The organism is Gammaproteobacteria bacterium (assembly GCA_029881255.1).
Taxonomy (GTDB): Bacteria; Pseudomonadota; Gammaproteobacteria; order S012-40; family S012-40; genus JAOUMY01.
The window spans coordinates 153626-178599 of sequence record JAOUMY010000003.1 but is presented as its reverse complement, the minus strand read 5'-3'; the positions used below and the strand labels follow the sequence as shown (position 1 = coordinate 178599).

The following is a 24974-nucleotide window of genomic DNA, read 5'->3' as shown; positions in this document are numbered from 1 at the left end:
TTGTATAAAGCCCAAAAAAAGCCGGATTGGCGCTTGAAAATACCTGACTAAAACGATATTGTATTGGGCATATCACGACTTCCAGATTGAGGGCATATTAATGGACGTTTTGGAAAGAATTAAACAACAGGTAGAAAGCACGCCTGTACTTATCTATATGAAGGGATCACCCCAGTTTCCTATGTGTGGGTTTTCCAGCCGCGCCGCGCAGGCACTACAGGCTTGTGGCGTTGAGTTCGGCTACGTCAATGTGCTTGAAGATCCAGAAATTTTTCAGAACCTTCCTGCTTTCGCCGATTGGCCTACTTTTCCTCAGATTTATATTAATGGCGAATTGGTTGGTGGCTGTGACATCACGCTTGAGCTGTTCCAAAGCGGTGAGCTCAAGACTATGGTCGAAGAAGCGATCAAGAATTCAAAGCAAATCAGCGAGTAAGCCTCCCAGATTACTCGTGAAACGAAAAACCGCCCTGTGGGCGGTTTTTTTTGTCCTTTATCCCGATGGGCCGGCCTATTTCTTACGGGACTCGGCCAACAGGCGTGCAACCTGATCTTCTACCGTTTTTTCATCGGTTTCAACCGGCGTTATCCGGCTGATGCTGCCTATGGTGGTCTCCAGCTGATACATAAAACGGCGGCAATGGGTACACATCATTAGGTGCACGCGAAATTGCATGCGCTGCCATACACCCATGTGGTGATCACGGTAATCACTTGCCATCTGAGTAATGTCTTTACAACTCAACATGATCAGTCTCTATTTGCTTTATCAATGACTTGCCACATCCTGGTACGGGCGCGATGCAGCAGAACTCGACTATTAGACTCACTGATGTCCAGAATCTTACAAATTTCGTCCATTTCCAGTCCCTGCATATCCCGCAGATTCAGGATGGTTTGCTGTATAGGCGGGAGATGGTCCATGGCGCTACGAATCTGCTCCCTGAGCTGGTTGCTCTCAAGTATGGCCTCGGGGGTAGTCTGTTCCCAGACCAGGGGTGCTTGCTGCCAATGACCATCGGATTTGAACCGATCACTGACGAGTTGACCGCTTTCCAGATCGCTCATATCGGCAAATTGTACGAGCCGCTTTTCCTTGCGCAGGCGCGTCAATGCGCAATTGGAAACGATGCGGCTAATCCACGTTTTCAGGCTGGAGCGCTGCTGAAAGTTTGGCAAGGCCTTGAGCACCGAGACCCAGGATTCCTGGACGACCTCTTCCGCAATGGCATCACCGACAAAGCTACGCGCAAGATAAAGCATATTGGCGTGGTGAGTTGACACCACTTCCCGAAATGCATTCTCTTCGCCGGCGATTAATCGCTTAATTAGGTCTGATTCGTCTGTAGACATAATTCCTTCCTGGGCCTCTTTGTAACAAATTTTGTCGTGCTTCGTCCATCAAAGACATCAAAACAAAGGTGTCTTGAGGTATGGCTTTTTTCAGGTGGACAGTAACCGCGTCAAGTCTATTGTTAATCATGTTATCGATGTCGCAAGTGTTCGCGGTCGAACCGGATTGGCAACAATACAATCAATTGTTGGCAGACAATGTCAGTAGGGGCAAAAAGAATGGCGTTGAGCTCAATCAGCTCGACTACCAACGATTGCGCCAGGATGCTCGCTTACAAACCGTATATCAGCAGATTGCAGACTATCCACTGCACAAATTGCAAACAAATGAAGAGAAACTGGCGTTCTACATTAATGCGTATAACATACTGGCAATCAAAATAATTATTGATCACTGGCCGGTGAGCAGCATACGCGATATCGGAAATTGGCTGAATCCGGTGTGGAAAAAGGATGCCGGTACGATTGGTGGAAAAAATGTTACGCTACACGCGGTAGAGCATGAAATACTACGCAAGATGGGTGATCCACGCATACACATGGCTATCGTCTGCGCGTCAGTCAGTTGTCCGGATTTACGGCAAGAGGCCTATACAGCACGTCAATTGAATGCGCAGTTAGATGCGCAGTCCCTGAATTTTTTATCGAATAGCAAAAAAGGATTGTTGCGCCAGGGCAATCGTGTCCACGTCTCGAAGATATTTGACTGGTTCGAAGAGGATTTCGACAGCATGGGAGGTCTGGTTGCCTTTTTTAGAAAATACAAACCAGAGCTACCCGCGGGTATGGAAATTGAAACAGACCTCAACTATGACTGGGAATTGAATAGCAAATAGATTTGATTAACCAGCAAGTCACCATCATCGGAGACCTTATGCACGCTACGTTGCCGCTTTTAAAACAAACCGATTTCCCCGCAATTTCTCGCGGAAAACTGCACACCTTGCAAGTCAATCTAGGCTATCGCTGCAATCAACAGTGTTTGCATTGCCATGTGAATGCCAGTCCAAAGCGCAAAGAAAATATGGACGAAGAAACGATACAGCAACTCATCGATTATATGCGCGTGCAAAGACCGGCAAGTCTGGATCTGACCGGGGGCGCACCGGAAATGAATCCCTATTTCCGTAAATTGGTGATTGCCGCGCGCGAGATGAATATACATGTGATAGACAGGTGTAATCTCACCATATTGTCTGAGCCCGGATATGAAAGTCTAGGTGAATTTCTTGCGCAGTATAAAGTGGAAGTGGTCGCATCGATGCCTTGTTATTTACAGGAAAATGTCGATGGTCAGCGAGGCAAAGGCGTGTTCGACGGCAGTCTTACCGGTCTGCGATTATTGAATGATCTGGGCTATGGCAAACAGGGCTCAGGATTGGAATTAAACCTGGTGTATAACCCAACCGGACCGTTCTTACCGCCACCACAGGCAGAGCTCGAAGCCGATTACAAACGCCATTTAGGCGAAAATTACGGCATCGAATTCAATCAGCTTTTCACGATAACCAATATGCCAATCAAACGATTTGGCAGTACGCTGATTTCGAAAGGGCAATTTGACGAATACATGGGTCTGCTAAAATCCGCATACGCAGAGTCCAATCTGGATGGCGTAATGTGTAAAAGCCTGATCAGCGTCGATTGGCAGGGTTTCGTTTACGATTGCGATTTCAATCAACAGCTGGAATTACCGGCAAAGCTGTCGAACAAGAGCAAAACCCATATCAGTGAATTGACTAGCGAGGATATCAGCGGTGCACCGATTGTGATTGCCGATCACTGTTATGCCTGTACCGCAGGACAGGGCAGTAGTTGCGGTGGTGCGCTAGCTTAAGCATCTCATGAAAGTATCGATTGTCATTCCCACATACAACGAAGCAGCCAATATCGAAGCAACGTTACGGGGTTTGCAACAGTGGCGACAACAGGGGCATGAAATCATCGTCGTCGATGGTGGTAGTGATGATGGTACGGTAGCGCTAGCATCGCCACACGCAGACATGGCCTTTGTTGGCCCCAAGGGGCGTGCGCGACAAATGAATACCGGCGCCAGCAAGGCGAGCGGCGATATTATTCTTTTTCTGCACGCGGATACGCAGCTCCCAAATCATGCCGTCAACATCGTATGTAACGGCCTTGAACAAACAGGGCGCAATTGGGGGCGTTTTGATGTGCGTTTGTCGGGCAGTCACTGGTTGCTGCGCATCGTCGAAATGCTGATGAATATACGTTCCCGTTTTAGTGGTATCGCCACCGGCGATCAGGCGATATTTGTCCGTCGTTCCTTGTTTCAACAACTCAAGGGCTACGCGGAAATTCCTTTGATGGAAGACATCGAACTTAGCAGACGACTCAAGCGGATCTCCCGTCCGTATTGTATTTCACAAGCGCTTACTACCTCTAGTCGTCGCTGGGAACGCCGCGGTATTGCGCGCACCATCTTATTAATGTGGCGCTTGCGTCTTGCGTATTTTCTTGGTGTCTCGCCCGAACGTCTGGCGCGTCAGTATTTATGACCATGCCGCGTCGTATTTTAATGGTCTTCGCCAAGGCCCCCGTAGCTGGGTATTCCAAAACACGTCTCATTCCTGAACTCGGCGCGGACGGTGCGGCAAATTTGCAGAAGGAACTCATCACACGAACACTCGTAAACTGCGTCGATAAAAAACATTGGCAAACTCAGTTATGGTGTGCACCTGATTGTGAACACGATGTATTCTCCAAGGCGAAAAAGCAGTATGACGCCGAGCTTTATGCCCAGTGTTCCGGCGATCTCGGTCAACGCATGCAGACCGCTTTTGAATACAATTTGTCTAATGCGGAGACTCAGCCCTGTCATGTGGTCATTGTGGGTACAGACTGCCCGGCAATGAACGCGGCAAGAGTGCGGCAAGCTTTTGCCGCTTTGCTTGCCGGTTCTGATGTTGTGATCAATCCGGCGGAAGATGGTGGCTACGTGTTGCTGGGCATGAAGGTCGTGTATAAACAGTTGTTTGACGAGATTCCCTGGGGCAGTTCGGAAGTCATGCAGCAAACACGTCGGCGTGCAAAAAATTTGCGCCTGTCGGTGAGCGAATTGGCGGAGTTATGGGATGTGGATGAAATCGACGATTTTCGGCGTTATCAGGCCTTGGCGATGGTATGACCGCTACTGCCATCACCGGGTTTATGTCCGCCTTTGTTATCGTATAGCGAACCACCCATGCTTTGACCGCGTAAAATATCCATGGCTTGTTGCGTTACCTGTTGGCGTAAGGCAATCACCGCGCCGTTGATCATATTCTGTTGCTGACAATCCTTGGATAGCGTGCTCAAGGTCTTCCACAGAGATTCCAAACCGAGAGTAGCGCCGGTATCCATTTGCACCAGACACTTGCGTATGCCCTCAAGGGTGAACTCGCAGCCCTGTGCGCGTAGAAAATCCTGCCAGCTACGATTCAATACTTCCAGATCGTTGACCATGTTTTGCTTTTGCTCGCCGTAGGATTGCAGATCATCCGGCTTTTGCGTGCTCAGAAGATCGTACTCAACTCGCAGGAGTTGCGATAGCTGCGTGAGTATATTGATCTGCTCGTCGAGCAACTGTTTCGCGGACTGGGCGGCGGCGCTCATAGATTATCCCAATCGCTGATTGATCAGGCTTTCCAGTTGTATCATCTTGTCGGCGACGCGAGCAGGATTAATCTGGTACTGGCCTGTTTGAATATCGTTACGGATTGCAGCAACACGTTGAGTGTCGATCACGGGCTGTGTGCTGAGTTGTTGCTCCAGTGCGCGTAATTGAGACGCGGTACTGGTCAAATTAACCGTGTCTCCTTCCTGTACGGGCGTTGCCGCCACAGGTGCAGGCTGGGCCTGGGTCGCGGATTGAACGCCTTGTTGGCGCTGACTTTCGCTGATAATGGTGCCGGGGTTGTGTCCCGAACCGGTAATTTCAATGGCCATTTCTATATCCTCCAGAAAATTTCTCTAAAACAGGTGTCTCTATAGTCGATAGTCGACACTTCGCAGAAAAACTTTAGCTTTTTTTCATTTTTTTTAATCAATAGCTTAAGACCTGGCTTGGACCAATTAAAAAAATCCCTTGCCAGACCCTCACAGTCGCACCTGAACTACGCCGGGACGAATGACTTCTGCTTCAATTGCGCGCTTCGAGGAGTTGTTGATGATGTCTATCACCTCACCTCTGGCGCCGTCTGTCATCGCCGTGCCGTTCATTTTGACTTCCACCCCACTCACTATCGCCTGTATGGTGACGCTCTCTCCCTTACGGACGATATGCGGTGGCCTCAAATGCTTAGGGGCAAGCACCATGCCACTGCGCAGGTTACGTCGGGTAAACATACCGATAACATCTTGAGCCTGCATGAAATATCCACTCGTCAATCCATCTAATGGCATGTCAATGGCAACAATATCGTTTGCTGAGACGGCTGTATTGCGCCGCAGGTGGCTACGAGTTGCCATGACGCTGCCAAATTGACTTATTGAAACAGGAACATAGATAGTCCAGCCGGTTTTGTCCGGACAACTGACCTGAAGTGTGCGCCTGCTACCCGTCTGTGATGCGTTCTGCTGCGTAATTGCCAGGGCTTGTCCACAGGGTTTGAGACGTAGACGCGGGTCCAGGGCGTTTACTTCGATCTTTGTTCTAACTCCAGGCTTTTGTGTGATTGAGGCGGCAATGAACTGTTTTACCTGCGTTTGAACGGCATCAAGATCCTGCACGGCACCCTGGGCCGGGAGATGGATACAGCAAATGATAAGTGGCAGAGGTGTGCGTAGGAACTTGAACATTACAGGATCGCCTTGTTTATGAGGGATTTTTGCAAGCCACATGCCCGGAATGACCATTCGATACCTATATACCTTTAAGAATCATTCGATATCCGCCGATATTGGAAAGATCGGCGATATAGCGTTTTTAAGGTATCAGATGTCAGTTCTAAAAGGTGTAGATCAACGTACAAATCTGGTGGGGCAGAATCGTCTCGAATTACTGCTGTTCTACCTGCATAACAAACAGAAGTTCGGAATAAACGTATTTAAGATACGCGAAGTCATTACCTGTCCTCCCTTGACCCGCGTACCACATGCGAGTGGCGCGGTAAGAGGTATGACCAAGCTACGTGGTAGCACGTTTCTGGTTATCGATCTGCAGCAAGCCATAGGTTTGCCACCGTTGGAAAACATTGAGAATTGTTCTGTGATCATTACTGAGTTCAATCGTAATGTTCAGGGTTTTCTGGTATCCGGCGTGGAGCACATCGTGAATCTGCACTGGGAGGATGTCCGTCCACTTTCCAAAGCCACAGGCAATAATCACTATTTAACGGCGGTTGCCGAGGTAGACAAAGAATTGGTCGAAATTCTCGATGTGGAAAAAGTACTTTACGAAGTAACCGGCGGCAGCATTGGTATTGGAGATAAAAGTGAGAGTGGCAACATTGTTGGTAACGATGTTAAAAAACTCTGTCATGTGTTGATTGCGGATGATTCTTCCGTAGCTCGGAATCAGATCAAGCGAACTCTGGGCAGAGTTGGCGTTGATATCACTACCTGTGAAGATGGACGCAAGGCACTCGACCAACTGCAAACCTGGCGCGACAACGATCCAGAGAAACTGAGGACGTTGGCACTGGTAATTTCTGATGTGGAAATGCCTGAGATGGATGGTTATACCCTGACATCCGAAATTCGAAATGACGCAGCCTTGCGTCATCTCAAAGTTTTACTACATACATCGCTTAGCGGAGTGTTTGATTCCAGCTTGCTTGAACGCGTTGAAGCGGATGATTTTCTATCCAAATTCGATAGTGACCAACTTGGTGGATTAGTTGAGCGTAGTATTCAGGAGTGGTATGAAAACTACCAGAAAAGTTAAATGGTAGTGTAGACTGCAAGGACATTAACGCGGTGGGATCCCATTGACTAACCAGGTTATTACTAAGGAACAATACGACACCTTTCGGAGTTTTCTGGAAGACGCCTCAGGGATATTGCTAGGGGATGGCAAGCAATACCTGGTGAGTAGTCGCCTCAATAGACTGTTGGAAGAGCATAAGCTTGGTGGTTTTGGTGAACTGCTGGAAAAGCTGAAGCAATCGGACGGCATACTCACAGGGCTCAGAGACAAAGTTGTCGACGCGATGACTACGAACGAAACCAACTGGTTTCGAGATAGTTATCCTTACGAAGTGCTCAAACAGAATATTCTGCCGGCGCTTTCCAAAATACGCGATCGTCCAGTCAAGATCTGGTCCTCCGCATGTTCTTCTGGCCAGGAACCATACTCTATCGGCATCATCGTTCAGGAGTTTTTGCTGGCGAATCCTGGTACGTTTTCCGGTGGTATCGAGATTATTGCCACGGATATCTCGCCGACTATGTTGGCGTATTCCCGCGCAGGGTGTTACGACGATAGCGCCATGGCCCGAGGTTTATCGGAAGAACGCAAAAAGCGTTTCTTTATCAAGAGCGGTAATCTGTGGGAGATACGACCCGAGATCAGAAAGCGTGTGGATTTTCGTCCACTCAATCTGAAAGGTTCCTATACACTCTTAGGCCGTTTTGATGTCATCTTTTGCCGCAATGTGTTGATCTATTTTTCTACAGAATTGAAGTCAGATATTCTCAACCGCATGAGTCAGATTTTGCAGCCTGACGGTTATCTTATTTTGGGTAGTTCCGAGGCACCAAATCGTTATACCGAGGCCTATTCGATGGAGCGCGTCGGTAACGGCGTCATCTATCGTCGTAACTCACAGGCTTCCTCCATATAGCCTCTATGGCGAATTTGAGCGGTAGGGGTTTGCCGCTTTGCCTCTCCCTGGAACCAGTCTGCTTTTCGTAACTCTATGAAATCCCTTTGATTTAAGAAATGGCATGTGGATTGCTGTTTTCCCTGCAGGAATAACAGGCAGGAGTAATACCGTGCGTTTCGATCTGGACAAGGCAATGGGGATACACGAGCAGGCGTTATACATACGCACGCGCCGTCATGCCCTGATATCGTCCAATATAGCCAATGCGGACACGCCTAACTACAAGGCCAAGGATATTGATTTTCAGTCTGTGCTCCAGGGCATGGCTGGCATGAACAAAGGCGAACAACTCACGATGACGCATGCAGGCCACATCCAGCCTAACGGTGCTACAGCTGCCGATGCGGAAGAACTTTACCGCGTGCCGTTCCATGCATCACTCGACGGTAATACCGTCGACCAACAGGTAGAGAAGGCTGAGTTTGCACAGAACAGTGTGCAGTATCAGGCCAGTCTGCAATTCTTGACAGGAAAGTTTCAGGGCCTGATCAAGGCCATCAAGGGAGGTGAATAATGTCGCTGTTAGGCATTTTTGATGTTTCCGGTTCGGCGATGAGTGCGCAAATGGTTCGCTTAAATGTGACCTCAAGTAATCTCGCCAATGCGGAATCTGTGAGTAGCAGTACTGAACAGACTTATCGTGCGCGGCATCCGGTTTTTGCGGCAGCATTAAACGAAGCGCGTGAAGATGGTTCCCTTGTCGGCGTGCGCGTTAAAGGGATAATTGAAAGCAAGGCTGAGTTACGTATGCGTTATGAACCTCAGCACCCGTTAGCAAATGAAGAAGGCTATATCTTTTTACCCAACGTGAATGTGGTGGAAGAGATGGCAAACATGATTTCGGCTTCCCGTTCTTATCAGAGTAACGTGGAGATTATGAACACATCAAAGCAGTTGTTGATGGCAACACTGAGACTGGGACAATAGTTTCCGGTGAGTACGCGGAGTAAGACGCTATGAGTAACGACATCTCAAAACCGAATCCTCTGATTGATCAACTAGGGATAGGTAAAAAACAGGTCAAGGAAGCCGAGAAGCGCGACACGCTTGGTCAGGAAGAATTCTTAAAAATTCTGATTGCGCAGGTGCAGAGTCAGGATCCGATGAAGCCACAGGATAACGGCGAATTCCTCGGGCAAATGGCGCAGTTCAGTACCGTCTCAGGTTTGCAGGAAATGCAGCAGTCCATAGATAAACTGAATGAGTCCATGGTTTCAAATCAGGCACTACAGGCGTCTAGCTTGGTTGGACGTTTTGTGATGGTTCCTGCGGATAAAGGCTTTCTACCGCAAGGTGAAGGTGAGCGATTTTTTGGTGGAGTTGAATTGCCAGAAACAGCAACAGATATTCAAGTGCAAATTCGCAACAATATGGGTGTTCCGATACGCAACATATCGTTGGGCAGTGAACCCGAAGGTTTGGCGCGTTTTGCATGGGATGGTAAAGACGATCAAGGGCAAGATATGCCGTCTGGCGATTACACCATTACAGCCACAGGAAATATTGCGGGTAAACAAGAAGCTTTTACGACAAATTTTGTTGCGCCAGTTGATAGCGTTACGCTTGGGCGCAATGGCGAAGGGATGAAACTAAATGTTGCCGGTCTTGGCAGCATGACGATGGATCAAGTGAAAGAAATTTTGTAACAGTTTTGCGGTAATCGTAAGAAGGAGGCTCTTATGCCATTTCGTATCGCGTTAAGTGGTCTGCACTCAGCTTCAGCAGATTTAAAAGTCACGGGTAATAATATTGCCAACTCCAGTACCACGGGTTTTAAACATTCTCGTGCGGAATTTGTTGATGTATACGCATCGGCGTATGGTGGGATCACTGCTGTTACCAACGGTAGCGGCGTGCGTACCTCCAATATTCGACAAATTTTCAGTCAGGGCAATATCGAATATACCGACAACAGTACCGACCTCGCGATTACTGGACAGGGATTTTTCATTTTAAAAGATGACAAAGGTCGTTACTTGTCACGCAATGGCACCTTCGGTCTGGACCGTGATGGTTTTGTGGTAAATAGCACAGGACAGACACTGCAGGTGTTTCCACCCGCATCGGTGGGTACGAGTGTAACGTTCAATACCGGTTCACTTCAGGATCTGCAATTGGATAATACGATTGGGGCTCCGGTTGCGTCTACAAGAGTCAATATGAATGTGAATGTCGATGCCGATGTTACGCCAATACGGATAGACACCGCTGCTGCAGATACCTACTTTAGTAATGTTGCCCCTGGTACCGTCTTTGATCGGCTTAACCCAGCGACTTATCACCATGTTACCGCAACGACGGTTTACGACAGTCTGGGTGCGCCACATGAGTTGCAAATGTATTACCGCAAAGTAGATGAGTATGCAGGTGCTCCTCTCGTCCCAGCAGGTACGTATAACAATGTGTGGCAAATGTTTACCTTTATGGATGGTAACTCGCTAAATGCCACGAATACCGGTGCGCCAGGTGCAATACCCGCAGCGGATTCAAATCGTCCATCGGTATTGCTGTTTAACAACGACGGAACCTTATTGGAAACGCGTTATTACGACGGTACTGCGGCTGGCGCTATTAGTACCACTAATGATGAACTGGTGTTAGTCGACTACGACGCACCTTTATTGAAAACCGGTGCAGCAGCGATTCAGTTGTCTGTGGATGTGGGCCCTACCACGCAGTACGGAAGTGATTTCGCCGTTAACACGCTAGACCAGGATGGTTTTACCACTGGTCGACTCACCGGATTCGATGTGGAAGAAAATGGCGTGGTGTTCGCGCGCTATACCAACGGTAATAAAGAAGTTCTGGGCATGGTTGGCCTGGCCAACGTTCCAAACCCTCAAGGCCTGAGACAAAAAGGTGATTCACTGTGGGTCGAATCTTTCGACGCCGGTGATACGGTGCTTGGTCAACCCGGTACCGCAAGTCTTGGTTTGATTCAATCAGGTGCGTTGGAGTCATCGACAGTCGAAATCGCCGACGAACTGGTCAACATGATCGTGGCGCAACGAAACTATCAGGCCAATGCTCAGGTTATCAGTACGGCGGACCAGTTGACGCAGGCCTTGTTGAATATCCGTTAATCCCCAGTCTGACATAAGGTGACATAAACAATGGATCGCATGCTGTATATCGGAATGTCCGGGGCCAAGGAAACTCTCCTGGCCCAGGGACTCAACAGCAACAATCTCGCTAACGCGAGCACGGTGGGATTTCGTCAGGACCTGGAACAGGCGCGCAGTATGCCGGTATTCGGTCCGGGTTTGCCGACGCGCGTTTATGCGATGACAGAACGGCCAGGAATTGATTTCACACCAGGACCGATTGAGAACACCGGTCGCGATCTGGATATTGCTATCGAACAAAATGGTTGGATTGCGATAGAAGCGGCAGACGGAACTGAAGCATACACGCGTGCAGGCGATTTGCGCGTGTCGGCAACAGGCCAGTTGGTGAATGGCGTTGGCAATCCTGTTATGGGTAACGGCGGGCCGATTGTAATCCCTCCTGCCCAAGGCATTTCGATTGGTCGTGATGGCAGTATCACAATTCAGCCCATCGGCGAAGGCGCGGATGCCTTAGTTGTCGTCGATCGCATAAAGCTGGTCAATCCTGCTTTCGCCGATATGGAAAAAGGTAGAGACGGCTTGTTTCGCCAGAAAAACGGTTTACCCGCTGACGCCGATGCTAATGTCAATCTCGTGCCTGGCGCACTGGAACGCAGCAATGTCAGCGTGGTTGAGTCGATGGTGAAAATGATCGAGTTGTCGCGACATTTTGAAATGCAGACCAAGGTGATGAGTAGTGCGGAAGAAGCCGCGCAGGCGACAGATATGTTGCTGCGCATGAATTAGTGAGTGAATTGAAATTTTATCGCGACACTGAATAGTCGTTAATGCGTTTGAGCATAGAGGTACGAGATGGACAGAGCACTTTGGGTATCAAAAACAGGACTGGAAGCGCAAAATATGCGCATGGCGGTGATTTCGAATAACCTCGCCAATGTCAGTACCGTTGGCTTTAAACGTGGACGCGCAATCTTTCAGGATTTGATTTATCAAAATCTGCGTCAGCCAGGTGCACAAACCAGCGAAGATACCATCTTGCCTTCAGGTTTGATGCTCGGTAGCGGTGTTCGAACAGTGGCGACAGAAAAGCTGCATTCACAGGGCAACTTGATACACACCGAAAACTCGTTTGACCTGGCGATACAGGGGCGAGGCTTTTTGCAGATTCTTATGCCCGATGGACAGGTTGGATATACCCGTGACGGTTCGTTCCGCGTCGATGCGCAGGGACGTCTTGTAACTGCAGGTGGTTATCCATTAGAACCACAAATCACTATTCCCGAAGATGCACAGAGTATCAGTGTCTCCGGTGATGGAAATGTCGGTGTGGTAATTCCGGGCAACGTTGAACCTGTGCAAGTGGGAAATATTCAGTTGGCGGATTTTATTAATCCGGCCGGTATGCAACCTGTCGGTGAAAATCTTTATCGCCAGACTGTTGCCAGTGGTGCGCCGATCCTCGGTACCCCTGGTCTTGATGGATTTGGTTCGCTGATACAGGGCTCTTTGGAAAGCTCGAATGTTAATGTCGTTGAAGAACTGGTCAATATGATCGAAACACAACGTGCTTATGAAATGAATTCCAAGGCAGTCGCCGCCACCGATGGCATGTTGCGCAACCTTAATCAGAATACCTAGGTAGGTGATGGATGAAACAAGGATTCGTGTTTTTACCCGTATTGTTGTGCATGGCATGCGCACATAATCCGCCGCCACCTGCTGATATTGAATTTGCGCCGATTAGACCGGTCGTTGCGTCTCCGCCACCACAGGAAAACGGCAGTATTTATCAAACCGGCTATGGAATGAGTTTGTTTTCCGATATGTCAGCCAAGCGAGTCGGTGATTCGATCACGGTAATTTTGCAGGAAAATACCAACGCAAAAAAATCGTCGAGCACCAGTACGTCTAAAGACAGCTCAGTCGATATCGCGGCGCCAACGGTATTTGGCAATCCCCTGTCTATTTTGGGCAGACCGCTCAGCGCTGGACTTGAATCGGGTAATTCGTTTGCCGGCGCAGGTGATGCCAGTCAGAGCAATAGTCTTAATGGGCGGGTAACTGTTACTGTTTCCGAAGTGCTACCCAACGGCTATTTGATCGTACAAGGGGAAAAGCGTTTGCAGCTCAACCAGGGTGGGGAGCACGTAAAGTTTTCCGGTATTGTTCGACCGGCTGATATAAAAGCGGACAACACGGTGTTGTCGACGAATGTTGCGAATGCGCAAATTATTTACGGATCGAGCGGCGTGATTGCCGACGCCAATACCCAGGGTTGGTTGGCGCGATTATTTAACAGTCCCATGTGGCCTTTCTAATTCGGAGTAAGAGTTTAATGCGCACGATAAATCAATGGGTCTTGACTGTGATATTGCTGACTGTTTCGGCGAATGCTTTGTCCGAACGGGTGAAAGATATTTCCTCAGTAATGGGGGTGCGCAGCAACCAACTCGTAGGCTATGGCCTGGTGGTGGGACTAAACGGCAGCGGTGATCAGACCAATCAGACACCATTTACAGTGCAAAGCCTCAAGAGCATGCTGGCGCAGTTTGGCATTACTTTGCCACCGGACTTAAATCCACAGTTGAAAAACGTCGCCGCAGTTACGGTGCAAGCCGAGTTGCCAGCGTTTGCTAAACCAGGTCAAAGGCTCGATGTTACGGTGTCCTCAATAGGTAACGCCAAAAGTCTGCAAGGCGGAAGTTTGTTGATGACGCCACTCAAGGGCGCTGATGGCAATGTCTACGCATTGGCGCAAGGCAATCTAATTGTGAGTGGTTTTGGCGTAGATGCCGATGGATCCCGCGTGACTGTAAACATTCCAAGTACAGGTCGTGTTCCCAATGGCGCAACGGTGGAGCGTGCGGTGTTGACCTCGTTTCATAATGGAAACTCTGTAATGCTGAATCTGCGTCAGGGTGATTTTACAACGGCAAATCGTATGGCTGAAGCCATCAACCAACAGTTTGGCGAAGGAACGGCGCAACCGCTAGACGGTACAACTGTGCAGGTTATCGCGCCGCGTGATCCATCACAGCGCGTCTCTTTTGTTTCTATGTTAGAAAATATTGATGTTAAACCCGCATTGGGCGCCGCAAAAGTTATCATCAATTCCCGCACCGGCACGGTAGTGATCGGATCTGAGGTAAGAGTTTCTCCGGCCGCAGTTTCACACGGATCACTGGTGGTGCGTGTTAATCGCGAAGAAACTGTTAATCAACCTCCTCCACTCAGTAATGCGCAAACGGTGGTCACCGCCGCGACGACAATTACGGCGGAACAGGAAAATAATCGCATGTTTCTTTTTGATCCTGGTGTATCACTAGACGAAATCGTTCGTGCAATAAACAAGGTCGGCGCCGCGCCTGGTGATCTGGTTGCCATTCTCGAAGCCTTGAAAGAAGCGGGTGCTTTGAAGGCTGAACTCATCGTGATCTAGGCTTCTTCCTGATATTGGGTCTGGTACTCGACGGCTGTCTAACAAGACGGATGTTTTCACGTATTAAACTGAGCCGATTCAATTTCCCTGTCTCATCCTATGCAGTAATTTAGAACAAGTTTTTCGTTCATTCTTCAAGCAGGAGTAACTCTCCAGCGGCAAGCCATTTCCGGTGAGGCATTGCCGCTCATTCCCAGTCTTTTGCCAGTCGCCACACGGCACGGCAATCTCCTTGTAACTCATTGAAAATACGATGTTTAAATCGTCTCAAAAAAGCCAGAAGTTGGCACGCATTCTGAAATCCCATAGGCAGGAATCTCAGGAATGAAGACATGACGCTTGCTGCAAAAAACACTGACTTCTATTACGACTCACGCGCGCTGGACGGCCTGCGTCAGAAGTCACGTCGCCAGGACTCGGGTGCCTTGCAGGAAGTCGCCAAGAAATTTGAATCTATCTTTATGAAGATGATGATCAAGTCCATGCGCGAAGCAAGTGAAGGTAATCCTTTATTCGATTCCGAAGGCGAAAAGTTTTATACACAGATGTATGACGATCAACTCTCTGTTGAATTGACTAAAGGTGGCAGCCTGGGTCTGGCCGACATGATTGTGCGCCAAATGGAAGGGCCAACCAGTCAATCGCCAGCTAATCGAATTGCGCCGCGCGTAAAAAGCATTTCCACGGTAGAAGAAATGCAAAAGCAGGCGTTTCCGATAAGAAACGATAAACCCGCGCCACACAAAATTAATCGTGCGGTAAAGGCCTATGAAACACATGCCCCGACGAGTACGACGGCCGCATCACCTGTTGCGAACAATGGCGACAAGAAGCTAGATCCCACTTCACGTTTTATTCATTCCATGTGGCCGCACGCGCAAAAGGCCGCAAAAGAACTCAATCTTAATCCTGAAGTATTGATTGCACAGGCGGCACTGGAAACCGGTTGGGGAAAACACGTTATTCACAAGCGTGATGGTGAGAGCAGCCACAATCTGTTCAACATCAAAGCAGATAATCGCTGGGATGGGGACAGTATTAGTCGAAACACCATGGAATTTATCAAGGGAAAACCTGAAAAAGAGCGTGCCCAGTTTCGTGCCTACGCCTCAGTGAAACAAAGTTTCGACGACTACGTGAATTTTCTCAAGACCAGTGATCGTTACCAGTCCGCGCTTAAACATGGCAACGATCCTGTGCGGTTTGTAAAAGAGCTACAGGCCGCTGGTTACGCAACAGACCCAAAATATGCGGATAAAATTGCCAATATTATGGGTCGTGAAAACGTAAAGAACACGATACAACAACTGCGCGAACGTGAAATGCAGTTGCCGACCGGTTTAACCGGTTAACCACAGGAGTATGAAAAATGGCTGGCGGTGATATTTTACAAATTGGTTTGTCCGGACTGGCGGCTTTTCAACGTAATCTGAACACAGTTGGACACAACGTTGCCAACGTCAATACCCCCGGATATTCGCGTCAACGGGTAATCGTTACAAATAATGACCCGTCGCCGTTCGGCAATGGATTCGTCGGTAATGGCGTGCGTTTGATTACTACAGAGCGCATGTATAACGACTTTGCCGTGAATCAGGTTAGACAAAGAACGTCTTCAACTGAATTTTTTTCGGTATTCAATGAATTTGCCACGCAAATAGATAATCTTCTTGCCGACCAGGATGCGGCACTTGCACCGGCCATGGAAGACTTTTTTGATGCCATACAAGGTGTGTCCGATGACCCAACATCACTACCGGCGCGCGAAGTTATGATGACGCAGGCAGAAGCAATGGTAGACCGCATCCATACCATGGACGACTGGTTTCATGATTTGCGTAAAGCACAAAATGCGAGAATTCAAAACCAGGTTTCTACGATTAATGCCCTGGCGCAACAGATTGCCGACATCAATCAAGAGGTAATTGTTGCCACAGGTATCGGGCAGGGGAACTCACCGAATGACATACTCGATCAGCGTGACCATTTGATTGATCAGCTGTCTGAACACATCGGCATTACCGTCATACCGCAAGACGACGGTAGCCTCAATATCTTCATGGGTGGTGGCCAAAGTCTCGTACTGGGTACCCAGTATAGAAAACTGGTGGCACAGTCCGATCCCGATGATCCCCTATACTATGAAGTTGCTTATGAAGATAAATACACCAATATACTGATCCCGATCACCAATACGCTGAAGGGTGGCGATCTTGGCGGTGTTATCGAGTTTCGCAATGACATTTTAGTCCCTGCACAAAATTATCTGGGATGGATTGCGCAAGGCCTGTCACGTACTTTTAATGATCAGCACAATCTGGGGATCGACCTAAATGACAATCTAGGTCTCGATTTTTTTGTCGAGCCTGACTACAACTCGATGATGAGTTCGAGTGTGTACAACACTGGTACTGCGACATTGAGTCTGAATACTGGGGGAACAACTGCTACGCTGGCGAATAGAATCGATGTGCCGGACATTCTTCCTACAGACTACGAGTTGTCTTACGATGGTACAAATTACAATTTGTTAAATCTCTCTAACGGTACAACAACTGTGTTGACTGTCTCCGTCGCGGGACCTCCTGTTGAGTTTTCGCCAGTAGATGGTATGTATTTGGAGCTGGATGTAGTTCCGCTTGCTGGCGACAAGTTCTTTATTCACGGTACGCGTGATGCGTCGCGAAAAATTGCGATGGTTTTCGATGATCCCAATCTAGTCGCTGCGGCGTCGCCCTTGCGTTCATGGCTAGACGCAGGTAATGAGGCACGCGGCACAAACACTGGCGCGGCCTATCTTTCTAACTTCAACATCGTCGACGAAAATCTTTTGAATACCGGTCCGATACTTTTTCCGATGCCAATTTTACTACGGGACTCTGGAGCGCCAGGTAGCGGACTGCCGGCAAACCAATATTCCATCGATGGTGGTGGTACCTGGAACGCATACAATCCCGCAGGCACGCTTATCGATCGCACGGCGACTGACGGTTTTTCCATTATGTTGACTGGAAACGCCAATGATGGTGATCAGTTCTATGTGGATAATAATGGTGGTACCGAGGGTAACCAGGGTAGAGGTCAAATCGAGGAAACCACCGTAACAGATCCTACGTTGTTTGGTACAAGCGTTGGAATACCCGTGAACATTCTCATGGGACATTCCGGCGGAAACATTTACGGTCCCGCAGATCAATATTCCATCGACGGTGGCGTGACATGGAATGCCTATTCAACAACTTCTACGACATTGAACTTTACCGCGACCGACGGTTGGAGTGTAACGCTTTCCGGTGAAGCGTGGGTGGGCGATGTTTTCTATGTTGACAACAATACTTCTGGTACTGGCGATAATCGCAATGCATTGGCTCTCGCCGCGTTACAGCTAAAGGGAACCATGTTGGGTGGAAATGCTACCTATCACGAAGCGTATAGCCAAATAGTTACTGCTGTGGGTAACCGAACGCAACAAGCAGAAATTAATTACCGTTCTCAAGAGGCCCTACTCAATCAGTCCAAAGAATTGCGTGAGGCGATTTCCGGCGTGAATCTGGACGAAGAAGCTGCAGACTTGTTGCGTTATCAACAGGCCTATGCTGCGGCAGCCCAAGTAATCGCGGCCGCTGATCAAGTGTTTCAGACGCTACTTCAGGCAGTAAGGGGGTAATCCGGTATGACGACTAGAATTTCCTCAGCCATGATGACCAAATTCGCACTGGACGCCATGTTGCGCCAGCAAGGTGAACTGAGTAATACGCAGTTGCAGATCACCACAGGCAAGCGAATATTGGCACCGTCCGATGATCCTTATGGATCAGCTCGCGCGATCAATCTTCAGGAATCGACCGCGATTACCAATCAGTACCAGGTTAATATTCAGTATGCAGACAATCGCCTGGGTGAAGAAGAGGGTTTACTACAGGGGATAATGACCGCGCTACAACGCGTGCGTGAAATGGCCGTCTATGCGAATAACGATAGTCAAACAGTCGAAACACGGCGCTATATTCGAGAAGAAATATTGTTGTTGAAGGATCAGGTAGTGTCGCTAGCAAACGCGACTGATAGCAATAACGAATATGTGTTTTCAGGATACAAAGGTAAGTCCCGCCCCTTTTCCTATGATCTTTCGCTGAATGATTACGTCTACAATGGAGACGACGGAAAACGTGAATTAAAAATTGGTACGACGACCAAGATCGAAGTAAATGATGATGGTCAGGATGTTTTTATGGAGGTCCGCGATGGTAATGGACGATTTTCCGTATGGGAAGATCCGGCTAATCAGGGAACAGGCATTATCGATCCAGGCGCGGTAGTTGGAACCTATGTTCCAGATACCTATCAAGTGAAATTCATGCCTTCGACATCGGCGTTACCAAATCAACCGGTGGAATATTATGTGACGAATAGCAAAGGACAGGTAATCATAAGCGGTAGCGGTGTTGCCCCGCCTGGCGGTTTTCTTTACGCCAATGAAGCAGCGTATTTTGCCGCAATACTGGCCGCCACAGACACTGGGGTAGTGTATCAGGATTCGGAAATCATCGGATTGGAGCAATATGGTATTCAAACCTCTATCAGCGGCGAGCCAACGGCAACAGGACCGATCACTGCGGTCGGCCCGGCAACGCAGGACACCTTTACGATCAAACCCAGCAACTACCAGAACATTTTTAAAACGATTAAAAATCTAGAGGATGCACTGGTCTCTGAGCAGGCTACTGATGCAGAGAGAACACATTTTCACAGCGCCATGAATCGCGTCATCGTGGATATTGATCAGGCGATTGGTAGTGTGCTGGATACGCGTGCACGGGTGGGTGCACGTATGAATACGGTGCAAAAACAGAAAGAAATCAATGAGAGTTTTAATCTCCAGCTTAGGCAGGTTTTGTCACAAATAGAAGACCTGGACTATGCGGAGGCGATTACACGACTAAACATGCAGCTGACCGCGCTTGATGCTTCGCAAAATACTTATAAGAAAGTATCGGAATTGTCACTGTTTAACTATTTATAAGGATAGGATGATGCGTTTGCATATAGGAAGTAGACAGGAAAATGCTTGCAGTTATCTGCAAATGTTTGCCGCTTGCGCATCGAGTATGACTCGACTTGTCAATATGAAAGCAGGATTTCAAGGAGTTACATCGGTAACAAAAATTGGCAAGGCAGTTGCAATTTTTCATCAGATTATTTTAGTGCTAGAGCACTACATAGTTTCAACACCAGTGAGCGATACCGGGCGCTGATTGCGCTAAGGACGCCGAAGGAGACAGACCATGCCTCAAATTATTAACACCAACATCATGTCAATGAATGCGCAGCGTAACCTTAACCGCTCGCAGGACGGACTGAAAACCTCCTTGCAACGACTGTCCTCAGGTCTGCGTATCAACAGCGCAAAAGATGACGCTGCAGGTCTTGCAATCGTTGAGCGTTTTACCTCTCAAGTGAGAGGTTTGACGGTCGCGGTGAGAAATGCAAATGATGGTATTTCACTGTCACAGGTTGCAGAAGGTGCATTGCAGGAGGCAAGCAACATTCTTCAGCGCATTCGAGAATTGGCTGTGCAATCGATTAACGCCACCAACTCAACAAATGACAGAAAAGCGCTCGATCTGGAAAACAAACAGCTCGTTGCCGAATTGCAGCGTATAGCGCGTTCGGCCGAGTTTAATGGCCAGAAGATCCTCGACGGTACCTTTGGAACGGCACTTTTTCAGGTAGGTTCTAACGCCAATCAAACAATCGTGGCCACTACGGCAAATTTTAAGACCAATCAATACGGTGATTATCGCATCGCTGGTCAAGCCAGTACGGTCACTGCTGGCGTGGACAGATTCACTTCATCGAATGGATCGCTTTTTATAACTGGCGCCGACGGTTTTGCCAGCGTTAACTATGCATCTACTGATACTGCGGCTGACATCGTTGATGCAATTAACCTCGTGTCGGATGTAACAGGTGTTGATGCGTGGGCAAAAACGGATGTCGATTTGACATTTTCGGCGTCTGGATCCTATCAGTTCGAGATTTTGTCTGATAACCTCAGCACGCCGGCTTCAGTTAGTTTCTATCTAACAAAAGATACAGGCCTTGAGGCGCTTGGTGCGGCTGTACAGGCCGTCAATGATCATCAGGCAAGGACCGGCGTGGTAGCCACCGTGAAATCGGATGGAACTGGTATTACGTTGACCAACTATTCAGGCAACAATCTCACCATTCGTGACACACTTTACAGTAATGCGGGTAGTGTAACCGTACAGGGTGGCGACAGTCTTGGCGGCTTAGCCGGATCAGGCACCACAGTGTTAGCGGCCGATGGCGCCCAATCTGCGGCGGTAGGTACTGGTCAAATTATTTTTGATTCGGCAAAATCCTTTGCCATCCAGACGATGACGGCGGGTGAGGTATTAAGGCAAACCAACGAAGCGTCAGCCTTGCTCAAGGTAGCCGATCTCGATCTGACTTCAGTCAGTAGTTCAAACGAGGCGTTGGTAATCGTCGACAAAGCGATAGCGCAGGTGAGTGGGCAGCGTGCACGTTTCGGTGCCTTGCAGGCTCGTTTTGAGTCGACTATTCGAAATCTCGAAACCAGCGTCGAGAATCTGAGCGCGGCACGTTCGCGAATTCAGGACGCGGACTTCGCTGTGGAAACCGCAGAACTCACGCGTACGCAAATCTTGCAACAGGCTGGAACGGCGATGTTGGCGCAGGCCAATCAGGTACCGCAGAACGTACTCAGCTTGCTACAGTAAGCGATATCATAAACAAAAAAGAAAAGGCGGGACTAACATCCCGCCTTTTTCTATTGTTGCACTCTCACACGCAGCGCCATTTTTCAGGATCGCTTCAACAGCATATCACCAACGGTCTTAATGACATCGCTCCATGCATATGGGCGGTTTTGTCGTATCAGCGTCGCGCTGGGATACCATGGCGTCGCTTCAGATCCTTCACCCCAAACCCAGTAGGCCGACGCTGGTAGTAACACCCAGGTCGGTTTTCCCAACGCGGCGGCGAGATGAGCAATGCTGTTGTCGATGGTGATAACGACGTCGAGTTGATTGATCAGGTGTGCCAGGGCGGCAATATCGTTTTTTACATCGATTGAAGGAAGGGTCACATTTTCCGGCGCATCACTATGTACCTTATCGAAATCGTATTGTAGAGAAATCCAATTGTGCCCCGTACCAAACAGCGCATGCCAGTGCGGTAGAGGAATCGATCGGAAGAGTCGTTCTTCTTCGTTCTTGCCACCCTGCCAGGAAAAGCCAATGTTTAGTGTGTTAGGGGAGAGCTTTTGGCATTGGTCGTCAACCTGTGGAGGCTTGAGCCAGGCTTTTCGCTTGGGAAAATCTGCCAGTTGTTGTCTAAACATGGCTGGTAAGTCCCCACACAAGCAAAGTTGCGTTTGCTTGCTCAATGTCGTGGGAGTAGTGTTTTTACTGACAAAGGTGAATTCAGGAAACGATGTGGAAAACAGCGGTATGAGTCGTGGATCACAGGCAACCGTGGTATTCGGGGCGAGACTTGCCACATCAGCAAAACAACTGGCAAACAGTATTTCTTCGCCCAGGCCTTGTTCGCAAATCAGTAACAGCGGGATGTCGTGTAAAGGCTGACCTTGCCAATAGGTCAGCGTGCTGTTCAATTGTGGACGCAGCCCAATACTTTTTCCGACCTGATACAGTTTCCAGCCCTGATCCCATTGGAATTTCCCCAAGGTGAGCTGCGCGAGATTCCACTGAGCCAGACGGTTGTGCGGATTTACTTTCAGCGCGAGCTGATAGGCGTCTTGTGCGTCAGAATGTTTGCCTAACTTCTTCAGTATATGACCGCGATTGACGTGTAACGCATCGTCATCGGGTTTGTTTTCGAGCAAATGAGTTAAAATGGAAAGTGCGTTTTGATCGTTGCCCAAAATTCGGTGGGCGTTGGCGAGATTTATATCACGCTCGCGCGACAGCACAGGGCTATCACTGTGTATCGCTTCCAGGATGCCCAAAGCAAGATGCGTTTGATCTAGATGCATATATGCCACGGCCAATACCAGTTGCGCAGAAAGAAACTCTGGATAACGCGCTACGCATTTTGTGCTCAGATCTCTAGCCTGCGCATAAGAACCGATTTGTATGAACAAACGAGACAGACGATCGAACAGTTCAGGTCGTTCCTGTATGGCGAGAGCGTTTTGTAGCGCCGTTATTGCTGCCTGTATATTGCCCAGTTGTTGGTGGCAACTAGAAATAGCGCTATAAACATCGGCTGTTTTTGTTTGTTGCGGTACTGATTCGAGAGTGGAAAGCGCTTGCGAAAAATTACCGCTTTGAACGAGAGCAAAGCCGTAGAGAATTTGAACGTCATCTCGCTCGGGGTGTTTTGTGAGTATTTCGCGGTAACGCGTAATTGCCTCAGGTATTTTTCCCTGCGTGTGTAACTGATGCGCGGTTTGCAATAATTCATCCATGCGTGCCAAGTGCCCGTAGTCGATCAGTGGCCTTGCTCAGTACTTCGGTCCAGTCTTCGTTTGAGGACTGGCGCAATAGTTCAACACAGTCATACCAGGGTGTTTTGTCGCCGTACATCGTCCAGCGCCAGCTCGGAACATAGGGTAGCAAATTGAATGTTTTTACGCCTAGCGCGCCGGCGAGATGAACGGTGGCGTTACTTACCGATAAAACGGCGTCAAGTGCGCTGATTTGTGCGGCAAAATCATCTTGTTCGTTTTTGGGATCGCTGTCCGGCCAGTGGTGTACGGTGATGCCGTATTGATTACGTAAATCAGCAATTTCTTGCTGGCAATCACCATATTGAAGATTGATAAAGCTGATGCCGGGTAGGCTTAGCAGAGGTAGCATATCGACGAGATGGATACTGCGTTTTTCCTGATTGTTCAATTTTCCTGCGCGCCAGGAAATACCGACATTAAGATTCTCGCCTATGTCCTGATAGCGCTTGCGCCAACGCAGGATTTTTTCCTCGTCGGCGCGAAGAAATGGCGTGCCGGGAAAATTGGAGATATCACGTCGGAGCAGGCGTGGCAGACACCCACAAGGCAAGTGGTAATCGATACTGGTTAAGCGTGATAGCTGCGCAAAGTTTTCGCTGCGTGGGCCACTTATGATTTCGGCGCCTGGAAAAGCGCGTTGGTACAATTCGCCCAGTCGCGAATCACACTCAATAATGACGTGTCCTGCAACCGCAATGACATCTGGCAGGCATGAGGCGAACATGATTTCATCACCAATACCTTGCTCTGCGTGTATGAGTATCGTCTTTTCGTGTAGTGATTCGCCCTGCCAGACGGGAAAGGGAAAGGCGCGTATCATCCGTTCCCCGGAAGTATATCCGGCGAAGTAGTCATCCCATCCTCGCGCATAGTCACCTTTTAATAAATAGACAAAGGAACGATGCCAAACCGGTTTTAAATTGTCAGGCATTTTTTCGCTCGCCTGGTTTAGATAAATCAGCGCCTGATCGAGTTCACCGGAGAATAGATACCATTTGCCGAGGTTGTCTAAAACCTCAGGCGCTTCCGGCGCAATAGCCATAGCGCGTTCGAGGAAGGGCCATGCTTCTTCGAGTCGCGACATATCAATGAGTGTGGCAGCGAGGCTGTTTAGCGCAGAAAGACTTGTAGGGTTTATTCTCAGCGCGTCGTTAAGTGGTGAGAGTGCCTGTTCATATTGTTTGTCGAGATAGTAAAGACTGCCTAAATTGGCATTGGCTCTTTCATTATTCGGATCGATTTTGGTAATGCGGCTTAGGATTGCGATTGCCTGTGTTCGTTTTCCCTGTTGTTCATAGCACAAGGCCAGATAATTCAAACAGGGAAAGTGTTGCTCATCTACATGCAAGCCTTGCTCAAGCACTTCAATGGCTTTTTCTGTTTGGCCGGTCTTGCGCAACAAGTCACCGAAATTTGCGTAGGACATGAGCGCCTTCGGATGGGCCGTGATTGCGCGTTGATAGCAGTTTTTCGCTTCATCATATTGAGCGGTCTGCTCAAGAATAATGGCCAGGTTGTTAAGTGTTTCGAGATGACCGGGGTCGAGAGTCAGAATTTTGCGTAAATGCGCGATACCTTCTTCCGTTCTTCCCTGGCGGAACTCTGCCAGACCCAGGAGCATCATTGCTGTTACATTTCGCGGTTGCTGCTTAAGCATTTTCGCGCACAGGGATACGCATTGTTGGTACTGTCCCTGGTTAAAGGCCTTGGCGGCCTGCTGAAGCAATTGCGCAGACATGATGTCCCAATGATTGAAGTGGTGAACACAG

The 24974-nt window shown here is 48.7% G+C and carries 26 protein-coding genes; 19 read left to right on the top strand and 7 right to left on the bottom strand.

Going from position 1 to position 24974, the window contains the following annotated elements; translation table 11 throughout:
* Positions 1–100 precede the first annotated feature (100 nt).
* Positions 101–436: a Grx4 family monothiol glutaredoxin gene (grxD, locus tag OEZ43_08200; protein MDH5545558.1), complete on the top strand. Its 336-nt coding sequence runs from the start codon at positions 101–103 to the stop codon at positions 434–436.
* A gap of 75 nt (positions 437–511) precedes the next feature.
* On the opposite strand, the gene OEZ43_08195 is transcribed toward grxD, so the two are convergent.
* Positions 512–748, bottom strand: a complete 237-nt coding sequence (locus OEZ43_08195; GenBank protein ID MDH5545557.1) for a zf-HC2 domain-containing protein — start codon at positions 746–748, stop codon at positions 512–514.
* A 2-nt stretch (positions 749–750) separates the two neighbouring features.
* Entirely contained in the window at positions 751–1353 is a 603-nt protein-coding gene (locus OEZ43_08190) for a sigma-70 family RNA polymerase sigma factor (GenBank protein ID MDH5545556.1), read from the bottom strand.
* Positions 1354–1433: 80 nt separating this feature from the next.
* On the opposite strand from OEZ43_08190, the gene OEZ43_08185 reads away from it, so the two are divergent.
* The 4 genes from OEZ43_08185 to OEZ43_08170 are packed head-to-tail and all read left to right on the top strand — an operon-like array spanning position 1434 to position 4501.
* The gene (locus OEZ43_08185) at positions 1434–2189 is read left to right on the top strand and encodes a DUF547 domain-containing protein (GenBank protein ID MDH5545555.1); all 756 of its coding nucleotides are present in this window, start codon (positions 1434–1436) and stop codon (positions 2187–2189) included.
* A 38-nt stretch (positions 2190–2227) separates the two neighbouring features.
* Positions 2228–3190 (top strand): arsenosugar biosynthesis radical SAM protein ArsS, encoded by a 963-nt coding sequence (gene arsS, locus OEZ43_08180; protein MDH5545554.1) that lies wholly within the window; start codon positions 2228–2230, stop codon positions 3188–3190.
* 7 nt (positions 3191–3197) lie between these two features.
* Positions 3198–3872: a TIGR04283 family arsenosugar biosynthesis glycosyltransferase gene (locus tag OEZ43_08175; GenBank protein ID MDH5545553.1), complete on the top strand. Its 675-nt coding sequence runs from the start codon at positions 3198–3200 to the stop codon at positions 3870–3872.
* Positions 3873–3874: 2 nt separating this feature from the next.
* Positions 3875–4501, top strand: a complete 627-nt coding sequence (locus tag OEZ43_08170; GenBank protein ID MDH5545552.1) for a TIGR04282 family arsenosugar biosynthesis glycosyltransferase — start codon at positions 3875–3877, stop codon at positions 4499–4501.
* On the opposite strand, the gene OEZ43_08165 is transcribed toward OEZ43_08170, so the two are convergent.
* The 3 genes from OEZ43_08165 to flgA form a co-directional block, all read right to left on the bottom strand.
* Positions 4480–4968, bottom strand: coding sequence for a flagellar protein FlgN (locus OEZ43_08165; GenBank protein ID MDH5545551.1), 489 nt, complete (start codon positions 4966–4968; stop codon positions 4480–4482). The genes OEZ43_08170 and OEZ43_08165 overlap by 22 nt on opposite strands.
* Positions 4969–4971: 3 nt before the next feature.
* A complete protein-coding gene (gene flgM / locus OEZ43_08160) occupies positions 4972–5301 on the bottom strand; it encodes a flagellar biosynthesis anti-sigma factor FlgM (protein ID MDH5545550.1) in 330 nt (109 codons plus the stop codon).
* A gap of 150 nt (positions 5302–5451) precedes the next feature.
* Complete coding sequence (flgA, locus tag OEZ43_08155) at positions 5452–6153, bottom strand: flagellar basal body P-ring formation chaperone FlgA (protein ID MDH5545549.1); 702 nt, start codon at positions 6151–6153, stop codon at positions 5452–5454.
* Positions 6154–6292: 139 nt separating this feature from the next.
* Here flgA and OEZ43_08150 point away from each other — a divergent pair, with 139 nt between their 5' ends.
* The 14 genes from OEZ43_08150 to OEZ43_08085 all read left to right on the top strand — a co-directional run bounded on the left by OEZ43_08150 (position 6293) and on the right by OEZ43_08085 (position 21451).
* On the top strand, positions 6293–7240 hold the full coding sequence (locus tag OEZ43_08150) for a chemotaxis protein (protein MDH5545548.1): 948 nt from the start codon (positions 6293–6295) through the stop codon (positions 7238–7240).
* A gap of 43 nt (positions 7241–7283) precedes the next feature.
* On the top strand, positions 7284–8138 hold the full coding sequence (locus OEZ43_08145) for a protein-glutamate O-methyltransferase CheR (GenBank protein ID MDH5545547.1): 855 nt from the start codon (positions 7284–7286) through the stop codon (positions 8136–8138).
* A gap of 175 nt (positions 8139–8313) precedes the next feature.
* Positions 8314–8694 carry a flagellar basal body rod protein FlgB gene (gene flgB, locus OEZ43_08140; protein MDH5545546.1) on the top strand — a complete coding sequence of 127 codons (381 nt, stop codon included), beginning with the start codon at positions 8314–8316 and terminating at the stop codon, positions 8692–8694.
* Positions 8694–9107 carry a flagellar basal body rod protein FlgC gene (flgC, locus tag OEZ43_08135; protein ID MDH5545545.1) on the top strand — a complete coding sequence of 138 codons (414 nt, stop codon included), beginning with the start codon at positions 8694–8696 and terminating at the stop codon, positions 9105–9107. The genes flgB and flgC overlap by 1 nt, the downstream gene beginning before the upstream one ends.
* Positions 9108–9136: 29 nt before the next feature.
* The gene (locus OEZ43_08130) at positions 9137–9826 is read left to right on the top strand and encodes a flagellar hook assembly protein FlgD (GenBank protein ID MDH5545544.1); all 690 of its coding nucleotides are present in this window, start codon (positions 9137–9139) and stop codon (positions 9824–9826) included.
* Between the two features lie 33 nt (positions 9827–9859).
* A complete protein-coding gene (flgE, locus tag OEZ43_08125; protein ID MDH5545543.1) occupies positions 9860–11263 on the top strand; it encodes a flagellar hook protein FlgE in 1404 nt (467 codons plus the stop codon).
* A gap of 30 nt (positions 11264–11293) precedes the next feature.
* On the top strand, positions 11294–12034 hold the full coding sequence (locus tag OEZ43_08120) for a flagellar basal body rod protein FlgF (protein MDH5545542.1): 741 nt from the start codon (positions 11294–11296) through the stop codon (positions 12032–12034).
* A 66-nt stretch (positions 12035–12100) separates the two neighbouring features.
* Positions 12101–12886 (top strand): flagellar basal-body rod protein FlgG, encoded by a 786-nt coding sequence (flgG, locus tag OEZ43_08115; GenBank protein MDH5545541.1) that lies wholly within the window; start codon positions 12101–12103, stop codon positions 12884–12886.
* 11 nt (positions 12887–12897) lie between these two features.
* Entirely contained in the window at positions 12898–13566 is a 669-nt protein-coding gene (flgH, locus tag OEZ43_08110) for a flagellar basal body L-ring protein FlgH (protein ID MDH5545540.1), read from the top strand.
* A 17-nt stretch (positions 13567–13583) separates the two neighbouring features.
* On the top strand, positions 13584–14687 hold the full coding sequence (locus OEZ43_08105) for a flagellar basal body P-ring protein FlgI (protein MDH5545539.1): 1104 nt from the start codon (positions 13584–13586) through the stop codon (positions 14685–14687).
* 332 nt (positions 14688–15019) lie between these two features.
* Positions 15020–16039 carry a flagellar assembly peptidoglycan hydrolase FlgJ gene (gene flgJ, locus OEZ43_08100; protein ID MDH5545538.1) on the top strand — a complete coding sequence of 340 codons (1020 nt, stop codon included), beginning with the start codon at positions 15020–15022 and terminating at the stop codon, positions 16037–16039.
* Positions 16040–16056: 17 nt separating this feature from the next.
* Positions 16057–18354, top strand: coding sequence for a flagellar hook-associated protein FlgK (flgK, locus tag OEZ43_08095; protein MDH5545537.1), 2298 nt, complete (start codon positions 16057–16059; stop codon positions 18352–18354).
* Between the two features lie 6 nt (positions 18355–18360).
* Positions 18361–19710, top strand: coding sequence for a flagellar hook-associated protein FlgL (gene flgL / locus OEZ43_08090; protein ID MDH5545536.1), 1350 nt, complete (start codon positions 18361–18363; stop codon positions 19708–19710).
* A gap of 262 nt (positions 19711–19972) precedes the next feature.
* On the top strand, positions 19973–21451 hold the full coding sequence (locus OEZ43_08085; GenBank protein MDH5545535.1) for a flagellin: 1479 nt from the start codon (positions 19973–19975) through the stop codon (positions 21449–21451).
* An 83-nt stretch (positions 21452–21534) separates the two neighbouring features.
* Here the strand turns inward: OEZ43_08085 and OEZ43_08080 are convergent, their stop codons facing one another.
* Together OEZ43_08080 and OEZ43_08075 are read right to left on the bottom strand one after the other, a co-directional pair.
* Positions 21535–23163, bottom strand: a complete 1629-nt coding sequence (locus OEZ43_08080) for a tetratricopeptide repeat protein (protein MDH5545534.1) — start codon at positions 23161–23163, stop codon at positions 21535–21537.
* The gene (locus OEZ43_08075) at positions 23156–24943 is read right to left on the bottom strand and encodes a tetratricopeptide repeat protein (protein ID MDH5545533.1); all 1788 of its coding nucleotides are present in this window, start codon (positions 24941–24943) and stop codon (positions 23156–23158) included. Before OEZ43_08075 ends, OEZ43_08080 begins: the two co-directional genes overlap by 8 nt.
* Positions 24944–24974 lie beyond the last annotated feature (31 nt).